Annotated in this window: 12 protein-coding genes and 1 pseudogene; 3 read left to right on the top strand and 10 right to left on the bottom strand. The window is 70.7% G+C overall.

What is annotated here, in order from left to right:
• Positions 1-54 precede the first annotated feature (54 nt).
• The 6 genes from AB0M63_RS31885 to AB0M63_RS31860 all read right to left on the bottom strand — a co-directional run bounded on the left by AB0M63_RS31885 (position 55) and on the right by AB0M63_RS31860 (position 7,225).
• Positions 55-1,872, bottom strand: coding sequence for an FAD/NAD(P)-binding protein (locus tag AB0M63_RS31885; protein ID WP_366021839.1), 1,818 nt, complete (start codon positions 1,870-1,872; stop codon positions 55-57).
• Positions 1,873-2,278: 406 nt separating this feature from the next.
• Positions 2,279-2,878 (bottom strand): ATP/GTP-binding protein, encoded by a 600-nt coding sequence (locus AB0M63_RS31880; protein ID WP_355921707.1) that lies wholly within the window; start codon positions 2,876-2,878, stop codon positions 2,279-2,281.
• Entirely contained in the window at positions 2,862-3,218 is a 357-nt protein-coding gene (locus tag AB0M63_RS31875; protein ID WP_355921704.1) for a DUF742 domain-containing protein, read from the bottom strand. The genes AB0M63_RS31880 and AB0M63_RS31875 overlap by 17 nt, the downstream gene beginning before the upstream one ends.
• Positions 3,215-3,643: a roadblock/LC7 domain-containing protein gene (locus AB0M63_RS31870; RefSeq protein ID WP_355921702.1), complete on the bottom strand. Its 429-nt coding sequence runs from the start codon at positions 3,641-3,643 to the stop codon at positions 3,215-3,217. Before AB0M63_RS31870 ends, AB0M63_RS31875 begins: the two co-directional genes overlap by 4 nt.
• Entirely contained in the window at positions 3,640-5,883 is a 2,244-nt protein-coding gene (locus AB0M63_RS31865) for a nitrate- and nitrite sensing domain-containing protein (RefSeq protein WP_366021838.1), read from the bottom strand. The genes AB0M63_RS31870 and AB0M63_RS31865 overlap by 4 nt, the downstream gene beginning before the upstream one ends.
• Before the next feature lie 172 nt (positions 5,884-6,055).
• Positions 6,056-7,225 carry a DUF5685 family protein gene (locus tag AB0M63_RS31860; RefSeq protein WP_366021988.1) on the bottom strand — a complete coding sequence of 390 codons (1,170 nt, stop codon included), beginning with the start codon at positions 7,223-7,225 and terminating at the stop codon, positions 6,056-6,058.
• Positions 7,226-7,557: 332 nt separating this feature from the next.
• Between AB0M63_RS31860 and AB0M63_RS31855 the strand changes: the two genes are divergently transcribed.
• Positions 7,558-7,998 (top strand): cell division protein SepF, encoded by a 441-nt coding sequence (locus AB0M63_RS31855; protein WP_355921696.1) that lies wholly within the window; start codon positions 7,558-7,560, stop codon positions 7,996-7,998.
• 51 nt (positions 7,999-8,049) lie between these two features.
• Here the strand turns inward: AB0M63_RS31855 and AB0M63_RS31850 are convergent, their stop codons facing one another.
• Positions 8,050-9,240: an acyl-CoA dehydrogenase family protein gene (locus AB0M63_RS31850; RefSeq protein ID WP_355921745.1), complete on the bottom strand. Its 1,191-nt coding sequence runs from the start codon at positions 9,238-9,240 to the stop codon at positions 8,050-8,052.
• Between the two features lie 139 nt (positions 9,241-9,379).
• Positions 9,380-10,984: an MFS transporter gene (locus tag AB0M63_RS31845; RefSeq protein ID WP_366021837.1), complete on the bottom strand. Its 1,605-nt coding sequence runs from the start codon at positions 10,982-10,984 to the stop codon at positions 9,380-9,382.
• 270 nt (positions 10,985-11,254) lie between these two features.
• On the opposite strand from AB0M63_RS31845, the gene AB0M63_RS31840 reads away from it, so the two are divergent.
• Both AB0M63_RS31840 and AB0M63_RS31835 read left to right on the top strand, forming a co-directional pair.
• Entirely contained in the window at positions 11,255-12,439 is a 1,185-nt protein-coding gene (locus AB0M63_RS31840; protein ID WP_366021836.1) for a hypothetical protein, read from the top strand.
• Positions 12,440-12,678: 239 nt separating this feature from the next.
• Complete coding sequence (locus AB0M63_RS31835) at positions 12,679-13,710, top strand: phosphatase PAP2 family protein (RefSeq protein ID WP_355921687.1); 1,032 nt, start codon at positions 12,679-12,681, stop codon at positions 13,708-13,710.
• A gap of 105 nt (positions 13,711-13,815) precedes the next feature.
• Here AB0M63_RS31835 and AB0M63_RS31830 read toward each other — a convergent pair whose 3' ends face one another.
• Both AB0M63_RS31830 and AB0M63_RS31825 read right to left on the bottom strand, forming a co-directional pair.
• A complete protein-coding gene (locus AB0M63_RS31830) occupies positions 13,816-14,031 on the bottom strand; it encodes an I78 family peptidase inhibitor (RefSeq protein WP_355921684.1) in 216 nt (71 codons plus the stop codon).
• A 331-nt stretch (positions 14,032-14,362) separates the two neighbouring features.
• Positions 14,363-15,322: pseudogene (locus AB0M63_RS31825) on the bottom strand (YafY family protein); the annotation flags it as partial.
• Between the last annotated feature and the right edge of the window lie 25 nt (positions 15,323-15,347).

Genomic DNA, 15,347 nt, shown 5'->3' with positions numbered 1-15,347 from the left:
GAGATGAGGCCAAGTCCTCGATGAAGCACGTGACTTCACCGACCGGCTCGGTGACTACGCGGCGGCCCGACACACGAGGTCCCGCAGAAAGACCAGCGCGGCCCGCGCGGTGGCGTCGTTCTGTCGGAAGGCGGGGCCGCCGGTGCGCGGCCGGGTGAAGGCGCCGGGGGTTCGTACGTCGGTGTAGGGGCCGAGGGCGAAGCGGCGGGGGTGCGGGCGGCCGGTCGCGTCGAGGATGCGGCCGTCGGTACGGTCCACCCGCAGCAGGCCCTGCGGGGTCTCCACCGCCCCGTCGGCGTGCAGTTCACGCAGCAGCGGGTCCAGCGCCCGTCCGACGGTGGGCTCGGGCAGCCGCGCCTCGACGAGCGCCCGCGCCTCGGTCGTCACCCCCGGCACGGTCGGGCTCGACGCCCGGAACACCCCGTCCTCGGCGGTCACGGCCATGTCCGCGCCGACGAACCGCACGACGCCGGCCCGGGACAGCGCGAGCAGTTGGCGCAGCCGGGGTCCGGGCGGCCCGGAGGCGAGATAGCTGAAGAAGCCGTGCCACCAGGGCCCGACATCACCGCCGAGCCGGATCAACTGGCCGTAGACGGAGAGCAGTCCGAGGAAGACCGCCAAGTCCGGGCTGTTGGAGGGGTCGTGACGGCGGCTCAGATCGGCCTCGACGTAGGCCCGCAGGCCGTCCTGGAACGCCTCCTGCGAGGCGTACCGCACTCCGTCCAGCGGACGGTCGAGCGCCGCGAGGTCGAGCCGGTCGGCGGGGTCGGGCACGGCGGAGGCCACGAGCGCCTCGCGCTCCGCCGCCTCGCCGGCCGCGTACTTCTCCTCGAAGTCCGTCCAGGCGACGGCCGTCCGTTCGGGGTGCACAGCGAACAGCCGGTGGTAGTGCGCGAACCCCAACTCCTTCTCGATCAAAGGCCATACGTCCCGCCGGAAGTCGAACCCCTCCGGCCGCGCGAGCAGCGCGTCGACCTCGGCGGCCCCGAAGAACCGTGGCAGCGGCGGCCGTTCACCGGCCCACTCGTAACCGATCTTCGAGTGGTACGGCACTCCGCGCCGCGACCCGACGTACAGCACCGGCTCCCGCCCCGACGGCACATACGTCTCGCCGTCGTACCGTCCGCCGCGCCCCTCCGTGAGCAGCACCATGAGGTCGACGAAGGCGAGACCGAAGCCGCGGACGATGACGGGTTCGCCGGGCGCGAGGGCGGACAGGTCGCTGTCGGCGGTGAAGTCGGGCGGCAGGTGGACGAGGTCGTGGGCGCGGGCGTAGGCGGCCAACTCGCGCTGTTCCTCGTCGAGTTCGGCGTCGAGGTGACCGATCGCGAGGACCACGAGGTCGGCGAGGAGCGGGCGCGGGAGGCCCTCCAGCCACACCTGCTGGCGTCCCTCGCGCGGGCCGCTCACCCTCAGGGCCCGCCGCGGGTGGTGGTGGACGGTGATGCCCGGCGGCAGGGCGGCCACGGACTGTTCGTGCACCCAGCGCAGATAGGCGCCCTGGAGCTGCCGGTCGGCGAAGGTGGCGCCCTCGATGTCCGCCCATTCGTGCAGCGTGGGACCTGGGCGTACCGGCCCGTCCATGACCACCGTCTCGTCGGTGAACATGGTGACGTCCTCGGCGTGCGAGTTCATCCACAGCAGCGGCGACTGGGCGGCGCGCCAGATGCGTCCGGCGCCGGGCGGATGGGGGTCGACGAGGTGGATGTCGAAACCATCGGCGCCTCCGGCGCCCGAACCGGCGTACAGCTCGGGCGCGTTGGCGGCGATGCGCTCGATGAGACCGGTCCCCCGCGGCCCGGCCCCGACAATGACGAGCGATGGCCTCGTGCCCGGGGCGGCGGATATGGGGGTGGGACTGTCGGAAGGCATGCGAAGACTCCGTGACGTGAGCAACACGGGCGGGTGCCTTCACACAGGGCGCCTCGCGACGCCGTACGGCCGAGCCCCTCAGCAGGACCGTCCATCGACTGTACGGCGCCGTTTCCCCTCGCTGTCAAGGGTGTCCGAACTGTGAGCGCTACGTCTCATCCTGGTTGACGCCCCACCGGATGCCTGTTCCACTTACCCCATGCATCCGCAGCAGTGGCTGGTCAAGCGCTCCCACATCGACCTCGGTCGAGTGTGGTCCTCTTCCTGTTGAGCTGACCCACTGCGCGTCCCCGTCGCCGGAATCCCCGCCCGACCGGGCGCTTCAGGCGTTCTGCGTCTCCACCCTTTCCGCCTTCACACACCCCTCCCCTCGGGTTCTGTCCACACTTCGCTTCCTTGACCGCGCCTACCGCGTCAAGGCGGCCGTCCGCCGTCGTGGTGTCGCGCGTACCCCGATCACCCGGTCCATCAGCGCGCCCAGCACATCCCTTACGGAATCCCGGTCCCGCGCGTCGCACTCCAGCACGGGCACGTCCGCGCTCAGCCCCAGCGCCTCCCGGACCTCGTCCACCTCGAACCGCTCGGCGCCGTCGAAACGGTTCACCGCGAGGACGAACGGCGCGCCCTGCGACTCGAAGTAGTCGACCGCCGGGAAGCAGTCCTCGATCCGCCGGGTGTCCACGAGGACCACCGTGCCGAGCGCGCCCTCCACCAGGTCGTCCCAGAGGAACGAGAACCGGTCCTGTCCGGGAGTCCCGAACAGATACAGCGCGATCGTCGGATCGAGGGTGATCCGCCCGAAGTCGAGCGCGACGGTCGTGGTGGTCTTCGCCTCGACGCCCACCAACGAGTCGACGCCCACGGAGACTTGGGTGATCGCCGCCTCGGTGTCGAGCGGTTCGATCTCCGAAATGGCCCCGATGAACGTGGTCTTGCCGACCCCGAGGCCGCCGCTGACCACGATCTTCACGGCCAGCGGCACGATCCTGTCAGAGCGCCCGGACATGGTCCCTGATCCTTTCGAGCATCGGGAGCGGCAGCTCCGCGGGTTGCCGGCAGGCGAGTTGCCCGGCGACGACGAGGTCGGAGATCAGCACCTTGGCCACTCCGAGGGGTACGCCGACCCGGTGCGCCACCTCGGCGACGGTCGTCGGCTGTTCGCACACCGCGACGATGTGGCGCCGCTCGAAGGTGAGCGACGGATCCGGCCCGCCGACGGCGACGACCAGCGTCTCCAGCCGCAGATCGGCCTGGAGAGGCTCGGACCGGCCACCGGTGATGATGAACGGCCGGACGAACGTCGCGTCCTCGTCAGGTTCTACGTCCCTGGGCTGTTCACCGTTCACCGTGGCAACGCCTGCCGCAGATCGGCGATGAGCGTCGGGGTGAGCAGATCACCCGCCCGCTCCGCGAGCACCGCCATCTCGTAGCCGACCAGGCCCAGTTCACCGCTGCTGTCGGCGAGGACGCCGAGACAGCTGCCGTCCCGGATCGCCGAGACGAGCAGGAAACCGCGCCCCATCTCGATCATGATCAGCTTGACCCCGTCGAAGCTGTACCGCTTGGACGCGCTGCGCGCCAGGCTGCTCAACCCCGAGACGATCGCGGCGAGATGATCGGCCTCGGTCCGCCCGAGCCCGTCCGAGACGGCGATCAGCAGTCCGTCGGAGGAGACGGCGACCGCGTCCCGTACCCCGTCGGTGCTCTTGACGAAGTTGGCGAGCAGCCAGTTGAAGGTCTGCGATTCGTGCTGGGTGTCGACAGTGGTCACTTGGTGTCACCCTCACTGTTGCCGCCGGACGCCTTGGCCTTCTCCTTCTCCACGCTGATGCCGCCCCGCATGTGGGCGCTGCGCAGGGTGGAGAGCATCCCGGAGACCTGTTCAGGGGTCCGCTCGGGGTTGGGCGGTGCGGCGGGAGGCGTCCGGTCGGTCCGGTCGGTCTCGCTCACCGCCGCCGCGATACCGCTTCGCTGCGGCCGCTTGACCAGGCCGTTGCGGGTACGCGCAGCGGACGAACCGCCCTTGGTGGCGACCGGGGCGGCCACCGTTTCGGTCTCCGGCTCGTCCATCTCCGTCTCCGCCTCCGCCTTCCTCGGTGCCGGAACCGACGGCTTCGCCTCGGCCGCCTTCTCCGTCAACAGCCCCGCGGGGATCAGCACCCGCGCGACCACACCGGCCGCCGGTGCCTCGCCGAGCCGTACCTCGATACCGCACTTGCGGGCCAGCGCGCCGACCACGAAGTGGCCGAGGAACCGGGTGGGTTCGGCCATGAAGCTGGCGGTGCCGGAGAGTCGTACGTTCGCTTCGGCGAGGGCCTGGTTGTCCATGCCGAAGCCGTGGTCGACGATCGCGATCAGATAGCCGGCGCTGGTGCGCCGCCCCTCGATCTCCACGTCGGAGTCCGGCGGCGAGAAGCTCAGCGCGTTCTCCACCAACTCGGCGAGCAGGTGGGCGATTTCGACCACGACCGAGCCGGTGACGAACGCGGGCTCGATCCGGCGCAGGGTGACCCGGCGGTACTCCTCGACCTCGGACAGCGAGGCGCGCAGCACGTCGTTGACGGACATCGGGGTGGACCAGGGGCGCGGGCTGGACTCTCCGGCGAGCACGAGGAGGCTTTCGGCGTTGCGGCGCATACGGGTGGCCAGATGGTCGAGTTCGAAGAGGTTGGCGAGGGTCGCGGGGTCGGCGTCCTCGTGTTCCAGCTTGTTGATGAAGGTGATCTGACGGCGCACCAGGTTCTGGTTGCGACGGCCCAGGCTCACCAGCGAGTCGGTGGCGTTGCGTCGCAACACGGCCTGTTCGGTGGCGAGATCGAAGGCGGACCGCTGCACCCGGTCGAACGCCTCGGCCACCTCCCGGACTTCGGCCCCGGCCCGGTCGGCCACGGCCAGCCGGGCGGGCGGCTGCGGAGCCGTCCCCGCCGAGCCGTCCTGTACGGCGGCCACGGCCTGCGGCAGCCGGCTTCCGGCGACCTCCCGTGCCTGCTGGGCGAGTTCGACGAGCGGCGAGGAGACGGACCGCACGCAGTCGAGGGCCAGCGCGCCGAGTGCGACGACGGTGCCGAGGGCGAGCAGCAGGAACAGCAGCAGGTCGCGCTGGGCCGAACTCTCCAACTGGGCGGCCCTGTTCTCGACATCGGTACCGAGGGAGACCTGCACGGTCCGCATCCCGTTGATGGTGGAGGTCATGGAGTCCCACCAGGCCATGGGCGGGATGGAGCTCCACTTCAGCTTCCCGGTGCCGTGCACCGCCTTGCTCTCGTACGACAGCGCGCGCTCGGCGTCGGGCGTGGTCAGGGCGGTGTCCAGGCGCCGCTCCTGCACTGCGGTGGCCGACCGCGGGAAGACGTCGAGGGCGGCGAGGCGCCCGGCGCGGATCTCCATGAACCGGCTGTAGTCGTCGCCGCGGAACTTCCCGGCGCGCACCGAGCCGAGCACGATGGCGCGTTCCTCGCCGGTGAACTCCTTGGCGTTGCCCAGGACTTGGAGTGCCTGGTAGGCGTCGCGCAGGGTGCCGTCGTGGACGTCTTCGAGGCCGAGGTCGAGCCGGTCGAGGACGGTGATGGTGGTGGTGAAGTAGTCGAAGGTGTCCCTCACCACGCCGGTGCCGTCGTCGGCGTCCTTGCGGATCCCGGCGAGCCCGTCGAGCCGGCCGAGGGACTCGCGCACAGAGCCCGCGGCCGAGTCCTCACGCCCTTTCAGGGCCACGTCCAACTGCTCGCGCGCGGCATCGGTCGCCTTGCGCTGCGCGGGCAGCTTGGCGTCGAACTGCTTGACACCGCCCACGTATCCGGTGGTGAGGCCGCGCTCCTTCTGCAGCTCGTGGACGAGTCCCTGGAGGGTGATCTCCAGGCGGGCGTTGTCTGCTGTCGCGGAGGCGTTGCGATAGGCGGAGATCTGCTCGGCGGCCGCGACGCCGAGGAGAGCGAGCAGGACCGCGAGGGCGAGGACCAGAATCCTCAGCAGCCTGGTGCGGATGCTGGTGGTCGCTTTTGTTGTGACGTCCACTGAAGTGCCTTAAATGGGTGGCGAAATGGTTCTTCTGCCACCCAACGAGGCTCACAGCACGCCGGTCACCGGATCATGTTTTTGTTTTACCGCGCCGAAACTCGGGACACCGAGACCCGCAGGTCGGCGTCGATCCCCCAAGGCGCCCGTATACAACGAGGGTGACCGACCGTCACAGCCCGCAGTCGCAGCACGACAGACATTCACAGCACTCGCAGCACTCACAGGCGTCGCAGCACGAGCAGTCGCAACCGGAGCAGCACCCCTCGCGCCGCCGCCGCGACCACGGCCCCTCGAACTCGTCGGCGCAGCACACCTTGCAGGTGCAGCACAGCCCGAGGGCAGCGGCGCAACCGGCCCAGAAGCCGCGCTTGTCGGGACGCGGGGGCTCCCCGCCGTAGGGATTGCCGCCCTGCCTCGGATCGCCCGGCAGGTAGGGAGTCTGCGGCGGCCCAAAAGCGGCCTCGGGTCCGTGACCGCAGGACCGGGTACCGAAGGCCCGGTCGACCGAGCGGCCGAGTTCGTGCGCGAGGAGCAGATGCGCGAGCTTCCCGTCCCTGAACTCTGCCTCCCGCAGCGCGAGCCGTATCCCGTGCAGCGCGTCGTCGGCCAGTCGCCGGGCCTCCGTGAGCGGGGTGCCGGTCGCGGTGAGCGGGTTCCAGGCGCCCGCCGCGGCGTCGGACTCCCGGTCCTCCACGGCGTCCAGGAGATGGGCGAGCCGTCCGAAGAGGCGCCCGGCCTCGGCGAGCGGTGCCGCGTTGCCGGGGCGTCCGGCCAGGATCGCGGTGTGGGCGAAGGCGGCGGCGGTGGCGGTCTCGGTCGGTTCGGTGACGGTCAGGATCGGCGTCCCGAGCCCGGCGAGTGTCTCGATGCCGAGCTGCCGGTCCACCGCGTCGACGAGTATCCCGGCGTCGAACCCGACCGCGGAACCGGTCCGCGCCCCGGCCCGCCCCCAGCTCCCGGCGACCCGCCGCGCGGCCAGCGCCACCGGCCTGCGGGCCAGCAGCCCGTCCCGGTCGGCGACATGGTCACGCACCTTGGCCGAGGCAAGCACCAGCGAGACGGCCGCCGCGAGCCGCGCCCCCTCGCCCTGCGCGACGGACGCGGTCCGCATCCCGCGCAGTGGGCACGGCCCGGCCGTACGCCGCCATCCGCCGCCCGCCGACTCGACCTGAGCCTCCGTCAGGACCGAGAGCAGCAGCCCGTCGTAATTGGTGACAATCCTCGCGAACTGCCCATGATCCCCGCGCAGTGCGAGACACAGCCCGCACAGATGCGCCATCCACTGACTCTTGAGGCTCTCACCGAGCCGATGACTGCAAGGCCTGACCATTCCGAACACGACGACCCCCGTGGCGTGTACGACATCTGACATGGCGTCCGGAGCGGGTTGCCGCGCCTGACCGGGCGTTGAGGGGCCGCATCGTATCGACCGCCCCGTTCACTCGTACGCACCAGTCGCCACCCGTTCGCCGTGAAGAATCATATTTCACTCTCAGTCAGCAGCCGTATCCGGCAACACCCTTGATACACGGGGGCCCTCGACGTATTGGCTGTGCACCAGTAGCGTCACAAACCCCCCGCGCGGCGTCTATCCACTTGGCGCGCGATCCGCATCATGGATGACCATAGGGATGCGGATAGCAATAAAGACCGCTGTGAGAGGAGGCGTCCATGGGATCGGTACGCAAGGCGAGTGCCTGGCTTGGGCTCGTTGACGACAACGATGACGAGCGCTACTACGACGACGACTACTCCGAAGGGACCGAGCAGCCCGGGGATGCCTGGGTGACGGACCCGCGAGTGAAGGTGGCCTCGGACGTCGCCGAGGTGAAGGGCCGTCGGATCGGCACGGTCACCCCGGACAGCTTCCGGGACGCCCGCGCCATCGGCGAGCTGTTCCGGGAAGGGGTTCCGGTGATCGTGAACCTCACGGCGATGGAGGCGACCGACGCCAAGCGCGTGGTCGACTTCGCGGCCGGCCTGACCTTCGGCCTGCGCGGCACGATCGAGCGGGTCGCGACCCGGGTCTTCCTGCTGACCCCCGCCAACACCGAGATCGTCAGCGGCGACCCGGCCGCACGCCGTGAGGACGGCTTCTTCAACCAGAGCTGAGGCAGGGCCGCTTACCGGCCCTGCCTCCCGCAGGGTTGAACAGAGGTCTTCCTACCGGAAGGCGTCGAGTCCGGTGAGCGCCTTGCCCAGCACGAGCTGGTGCATCTCGACGGTGCCCTCGTACGTGAGCACCGACTCCAGGTTCGTCGCGTGCCGCATCACCGGGTACTCCAGCGAGATCCCGTTGGCACCGAGGATCGTCCGTGCCGTACGGCAGATCTCGATGGCCTCCCGTACGTTGTTCAGTTTGCCGAAGCTGACCTGCTCGGGACGCAGGCGCCCGGCGTCCATGCGCCGCCCCAGATGGTGGGCGAGCAGAATCCCCTTGTGCAGTTCGACCGCCATGTCGGCGAGCTTGGCCTGGGTGAGCTGGAAGCCACCGATGGGCCGCCCGAACTGCTCCCGCGTCTTCGCGTACTCGACGGCCGACTCGAAGGAAGCGCGCGCCGCGCCCATCGCGCCCCACACGATTCCGTAACGGGCGTGCGACAGACAGCTCAGCGGCCCCTTCAGCCCGACGACCTCCGGCAGCACGGCATCGGCCGGCAACCGTACGTCGTCGAGGACGAGTTCGCTGGTGACGGATGCCCGCAGTGACCACTTGTGCTTGATCTCCGGCGCGGAGAACCCGGCGCTGTCGGTGGGTACGACGAACCCGCGGATCCCGTCGTCGGTCCGCGCCCACACGACGGCGACCCCGGCCACCGACCCGTTGGTGATCCACATCTTCCGCCCGTTCAGCACCCAGTCCCCGCCGTCCCGCTTGGCGTAGGTCCGCATGGCGCCGGGGTCGGACCCGTGGTCGGGTTCGGTGAGCCCGAAACAGCCGATGACCTCACCGGAGGCCATGCGCGGCAGCCAGGTCTGCTTCTGCTCCTCGCTCCCGAAGCGGTGGATGGCGTACATGGCGAGGGAGCCCTGCACGGACACCAGCGACCGGATCCCGGAGTCGGCGGCCTCCAACTCCAGGCAGGCGAGCCCGTATTGCACGGCGGACGCACCGGCACACCCGTACCCGTCGAGCGACATGCCGAGGGCACCGATGCCACCGAGTTCACGGGCGAGCTCCCGGATCCCGGGCAACTCGCCCTTCTCGTACCACTCGGCGACATACGGCAGCACCCGATCCGCCGCCCAGGCCCGCACGGTGTCCCGGATCGCCAGGTCCTCGGGGTCGAGCAGGTCGTCGATGCCGAGGGGGTCGGCGGGGTCGAAGGGGGGCAACTTCGAGGACATGGGCAGGGCCTCCGGGATCCAAGAAAACTACCAGCGCTAGTTACGATACGCGGACGGATAGCCGCCGACGGCGAAGTACCCGGTACGGACAACGCCCACTTCCCAGCCGACCGCCACGGGCGGCGCGCGGGTGGGAGAGCGTGGTTCAGGCAGACACGCGGGACTGTGTGACTTCCCTAGGGGCTGGCACCGCGGCCAGCGGAGCCTCGCCGCACTGCATGATGCGCGGCAACCGCAACGCCATCACCGCCCCCAGCAACAGCAACCCCGCGCTGACGAGCAACGTGACATGCAGCCCGTGCACGAAGGCGTGCCGAGCCGCGTCGCGCAGGGCGACACCACGTGCCCCGCCGAGCCGCGCGGCGACATCGTAGGCCTCGCCCAGTGAATGCCCCGCCGAGGCCGACGCGGACGCCGGTACACCGGGGACGGAGGACAGCCCGGGCGCGTAGGCCGCGTTCATGACGCTGCCGAGGAGCGCGATGCCGATGCCGGCGCCGAGTTGGTAGGAGGTCTCGCCGATCGCCGCCGCGCCGCCCGCCTGGGCCGGCGGTGCCTCGCTGAGCATCGACTCATAGGCCCCGAAGAGCGTCATCTCCAGGCCGAAGCCCAGCAGCAGGAACCCGAAGAGCAGCAGCCCGGTGTTGTCCCGCCCGCCCATCGCGGTCAGCGTGAGCACCGCGAGCGCGGTCAGGCAGAAGCCGGTGCACACCATGCGGCGCGGCCCGAACCGGCGGAGCATCCGCGCCCCGAACAGCCCCGCCGCCATCGCCGCGAACGTCAGCGGCAGCAGCCGTAGACCCGTCTGGAGCGGTGACAGGCCCAACACCAGTTGCAGGTACTGCGCCGCGATCAACTCCAGGCCCACCAGTGCCAGCATCGCCAGCACGATGCAGCCGACGGAGGTGCTGAACGCCGGCCTGCGGAACATGCTCAGGTCCACCAGCGGATGCGTACGGCGCCGCTGTCGTCGTACGAAAAGAACCATCAGCACCGCGCCCACGAGCAGCGGGGCCACGGTCCACGCGCTCTCCACCGGCTCCCCGCCGCCGAGCCGCTTCACGCCCAGGACGACGCCGAAGAGTCCGCCGGCGGCCATCAGCGCGCCGACGACGTCCCACGGACCGTTACGGTCGCCGCGGGACTCGGGGAGCAGGAGCCTGCCGATCGGCAGGCTGATCAGCATCAGGGGGATGTTGACCAGGAAGACCGAGCCCCACCAGAAGTGTTCGAGGAGGAAGCCGCCGAGCAGCGGGCCCACGGCCGCGCCGACCGCCGCCACCGCGCTCCACACGCCGATCGCCACCGCGCGCTCGCGCCGGTCGGGGAAGACCTGGCGGAGGATCGACAGGGTCGCGGGCATGATCATCGCGCCGCCGACACCGAGCAGCGCCCGCGCGAGGATCAGGACCTGGGCGTCATGGGCGCAGGCGGCCAGGCCGGAGGCGATGCCGAAGAGGCCGTAGCCGAGGAGCAGGATGCGTCTGCGGCCCACCCGGTCGCCGAGCGTGCCGAAGAGGATGAGGAGCGAGGCGCAGACCAGCGGATAGACGTCGACGATCCAGAGCAGCTCTATCGCGCCGGGTTTGAGGTCCTCGGTGACGGCGGGCACCGCGACATGGAGCACGGTGGCGTCGAGCGCGACGAGGAGCAGGCTCACGCAGAGGACGACGAGGACGACCCAGCGGTTGGCACCGGCCCCGGCCGCCCGACGGCGCAGCGCTGCGGCGGCCGTGGTCGTCCCGGACATGTACTACCTCCCAGATGTTCCCTCGCGTTCGGCGGGCTCACGGGGTGGGGACTCCCCGTGACTGCGGCCGGAGAGGAGCGGTGTCTCCGACCCGCGCAACGAAGGCGAGTGAGCGGCCAGCGTACGCGAGTTCACGCCAATGCCACGTGGCGGACCTCTCACACTCTCCGGAGAACACGTGTGGCGTACACCACTCGCCCTCCTGTCACCCCTGCGTGGACCATGCCCCGCCGGGGCCGCCGGTTCCGCGCTCCCCCGATAATCGAGCCCGTGACCGATCTTGAAGCACCTCTGCGCCGGGCGGCCCCGGCCCTCCTCGGGTACGCCGCCGTCCGGGCCCTGGGGCTGGTGGTGCTCGCGGTGTGGAGCGCGGCACGCGGCAAGAGCGCGCACACCCTGCTGACGGCCCGCTGGGACGCCCTCTGGTACACCCGGGTCGCCGACCTCGGTTACGGCTACGAGGTGCGACTGCCGAACGGCGACGTCCACTCCAACCTCGCCTTCTTCCCGCTGCTGCCCTGGCTGGAAAGGGTCGTGCACGCGGTCTCCCCGCTGTCGTACGCCGACGGCGGTCTCGTGGTGAGCCTGCTCGCCTCGCTCGCCGCGGCCTGGGGGATCTTCGCGGTCGCGGAGCAGGTGTACGGCCGCAGGGCGGGCGTGTGTGCCGTACTGCTGTGGGCCGTGCTGCCGGTGGGGATCGTGCAGTCGATGGCGTACAGCGAGTCCCTCTTCACGGCGCTCGCCGCGTGGTCGCTGTACGCCGTGCTGGCCGGTCGCTGGGTGACGGCGGGCGTCCTGGCCCTGCCGGCCGGGCTGACGCGGCCCGTGGGGCTCGCGGTGGTCGCCGCGGTGTGGGTCGCGGCGATCGCCTCTTCCGGGCAGGGCGGCACGTCTTCCCTGCGGGACGGCACCTCTTTCGTGCGGGATCGCAGCACGGCGCCCGCGCCCGGCGCGCGTATCTGGCCGCGCGCCCTCGGCATGGCGCTCGCGCCCCTGGGTGCCGCCGGGTACGTCCTGTGGGTCGGTCACCGCACCGGCAAGGGCCCGCTGGGCTATCTCGACGTCCAGGCGGGCTGGCGCAACGGTTTCGACGGGGGCGTGGCCTTCGCCCGCTTCGTCGGTGAAAAGTTCGCTTCGTTCCCCTCGGCCCTGGCCGGGGTGGGGCTGATCGTCGGGGTCGGGCTGGTGGTCTGGCTGTACGTCGTGGGGGTGCGCCAGGGTCAGCCGCTCCCTCTCCTGGTGTACACGGGGGTCGTCACCGCGCTGGCGCTGTGCGCGTCGAGCTACTTCGGCTCGAAACCGCGCCTGCTGATGCCCGCCTTCCCCCTGTTGCTCCCTCTCGCGCTCGCCCTGGCGCGGCTGCGTATCTCCAGGTCAGCGTGGGTGGTGGGCGGTGTCGCGATGGCCTCGGCGGTGTACGGCGCGTTCTGGCTGAACGGCTCCGGTCCACCATGATCCGCGCCGAGACACTCGGTGAGCGTCCGGCCAATTCCACCCCAGCATTTGGTGAACTAATTCATAAGCGCCATAAAACTCGACCCCGGCATGATCAAAGGAATTGAAGGACGGGGCCACCCTGGATTGCGGAATCCTCGGAAATAAACCTGCTCCTGAGAGCTTTCCCACATCACATCGTCATCACAAAGCCGCTGATTCGCCGGGGATCCACACTCACTCGCTGTAACGTCGATTGGGTGCGTACCGAACGAAACCTCACCCGTCTGGACCGGGTGTTCGCGAGGCTGGACCGTGAACCCGAACGGCCGGCCAACATCGATGTGCCGAAGATGAGCCGGCACAGGGTCGTGCTGTTGGCGGCGACCCTGGCCTTCTATCTCGCCATCGTGTGGCTTGTCGTGACCACTTCCTGGCTGGTCCGGTTCGACTGGCAGGTCATGTTCTTCCGGCCGTACCAGCAGTGGGCGGGCATCCACTGGTTCGTCGACTACTACGTGGTGCTGGGCCAGCGCGGCCCGACCGCGGTGATGGTCGCGGCCTGGCTGGCCTGGCGCTCGTGGCGGCAGCACACCCTGCGCCCGCTGCTGACCCTGGGCACCCTGCTGCTGCTGCTGAACATCACGGTCGGCGCCGCCAAGCTCGGCATGGGCCGCCTCGGCCCGCACTACGCGACCGTCATCGGCTCGAACGAGATGGGCCTGGGCGGCGATATATTTCCCAGCGGCCACACCGCCAACGCGGTCGTGACCTGGGGAATCCTGGCGTATCTGGCCTCCACTCCGGCCGCCCGCCGCTGGCTGTCCGCCGCGTCCGCGGTGACCTCGCTCGGCGTCGGTCTCGCCACGGTCTACCTGGGCACGCACTGGCTGAGCGACGTACTGCTCGGCTGGGCCGCCGGTCTGCTGGTGCTGCTCGCCCTCCCCTGGTGCGAGCCGCTGATCGCCCGCGCCGAGACCTGGATCTTCGACCTGCGCGACCGCTGGCGCGCCCGCCGCAAGGCTCCCGCGACCGCACCGGCGTCCCCGGTCACCGCACCCGTGCGGCTCAAGCCGCGCACCTCCTCCTCGGGCGACGAGGTCCCGGCGGCCCGCGAGACGGTCACCGCGAGCCGCTCGGCCCGGCCGCCCGCCCATCTCGCCCCGGGCCCGCACACGACCCGCTCGGAGCGCACCCCGGTCACCCCGATCGGCAGCCGCCGCCCACCGCACCCGGACCGGGTGGCACGTGGCACCGCCTCGTCGGCGGCCCGCCCGGCGACGGGCGGCTGACCCCCACCAGGCCGCGGGGCCGGTACGCACATTCCCGCCCCGCACCCAGAAGGCCCCGGTTCCACTGACGGAACCGGGGCCTTCGTCATGTGCGCGTACCGCCCGTCAGCCCTTCCAGGCGCGCGCCACCGTGCCGTCCCTGACCTCGAAGTTGAGCCGTCCCGCGCGGAACTCCATGGTGATGATCGCCCCCGGCGGCAGCGCCCGCACGGTCGACCATCCGCGCTCCCGCGCGAGCCGCTCGGCCTGGGCCGCGTCGAGGCCGACATAGGCGTTCGGACTGTCCTGGGGCTCTGCCGGTGGAGTCGGAATGGATGCCATGCCGCCACGCTAGGCCCCATCCCGCGGGCACGGAAGTCCGGCCCTCTCACCGACTCACTCATCCGTCCGCGGTCACACTTCTGTCACAGGATCACGACGCGCGACATTTTCGGCCGCGTCACACGTATGAGCGGTTCCGTACGCCTTCCGCAGGCATTCGAACGTAATTCCCGCATGTCAGTCCGGTCGGTCGAATAGCCCGGCGGAAAGCCCCCGCGAGAACAGGTCCGGCGCCCCTTTCCATTCCGATTCCGGGCCGTACGGCGGGAGCTGACGCCGCATAAGAGATTCACCGTTCCAGCACAGAATCGCCGTGGGGCCCCGGCACATGCCGGTCCAGCGCCCGGGACAGCCGGTCCCGGGACGTCCTGATCCGCTCGACCAGTTCGACGGGCTCCAGGACCTCGAACTCGAAGCCCGTCATCATCACGTGGATCACCATCACGTCGAGGTTCGGGGCCCCGGTCCGCAGCAGACAGGCGGCCGGTCCGTCCGCCTCCAGGGTCCCGGCGGACGGGGAGATCCGCTCGACGGCCTCCTGGAGGGGCACGAGCAGCCGGACGACGGCGTGCGAGGCGTACGCGCGCGTGGAGACCCCTTTCGAGACGTACGCGGCGAGGTCCTCGGCCGGTGGAGTGCGCGGGGTGAAGCGCGGGCCGTGCGGCGGCCTGGGCGTGACGCGGTCGACGCGGAAGGTGCGCCAGTCCGCGCGGTCCAGGTCCCAGGCGACCAGGTACCAGCGGCGCTCGGTGCACACCAGGCGATGCGGTTCGACGCTGCGCCGGGTGGCCGTGCCGTCATGGCTCTCGTACGCGAAGCGCAGCCGCTCGGCGTCCCGGCACAGGGCGGCCAGTTCGGTCAGTACGGCGGGGTCGACGGCGGACGGCGCGGTGGTGCGCAGCATCGGCACGGTGAAGGCGTTGAGGGCGCCCACCCGGCGGCGCAGCCGGTGCGGCAGCACCTGTTCGAGCTTGGTGAGGGCGCGCACGGAGGTCTCGCCGATGCCCTCGATGCCCTGCCCGGCGGCGGTGCGCAGGCCGACCGCCACGGCGACCGCCTCGTCGTCGTCCAGCAGCAGCGGCGGCAACTCGGCGCCCGCGCCGAGCTGGTAGCCGCCGCCCGTGCCGGGGCTGGCGTTGACCGGGTAGCCCAGCTCGCGCAGCCGGTCGACGTCCCGGCGCACGGTGCGCGGGGTGACCCCGAGCCGGTCCGCCAGGTCGGCGCCTGACCACTCGCGGTGGGCCTGGAGCAGCGAGAGCAGGCGCAGGAGTCGTGCCGAGGTCTCCAACATGGTCAAAGTCTGTATCAGGCGCGGT

This window comes from Streptomyces sp. NPDC051576 (assembly GCF_040681835.1).
Classification (GTDB): Bacteria; Actinomycetota; Actinomycetes; order Streptomycetales; family Streptomycetaceae; genus Streptomyces.
Note: the sequence above shows the minus strand (reverse complement) of the source record. Positions and strands in the feature narration are given on the sequence as shown.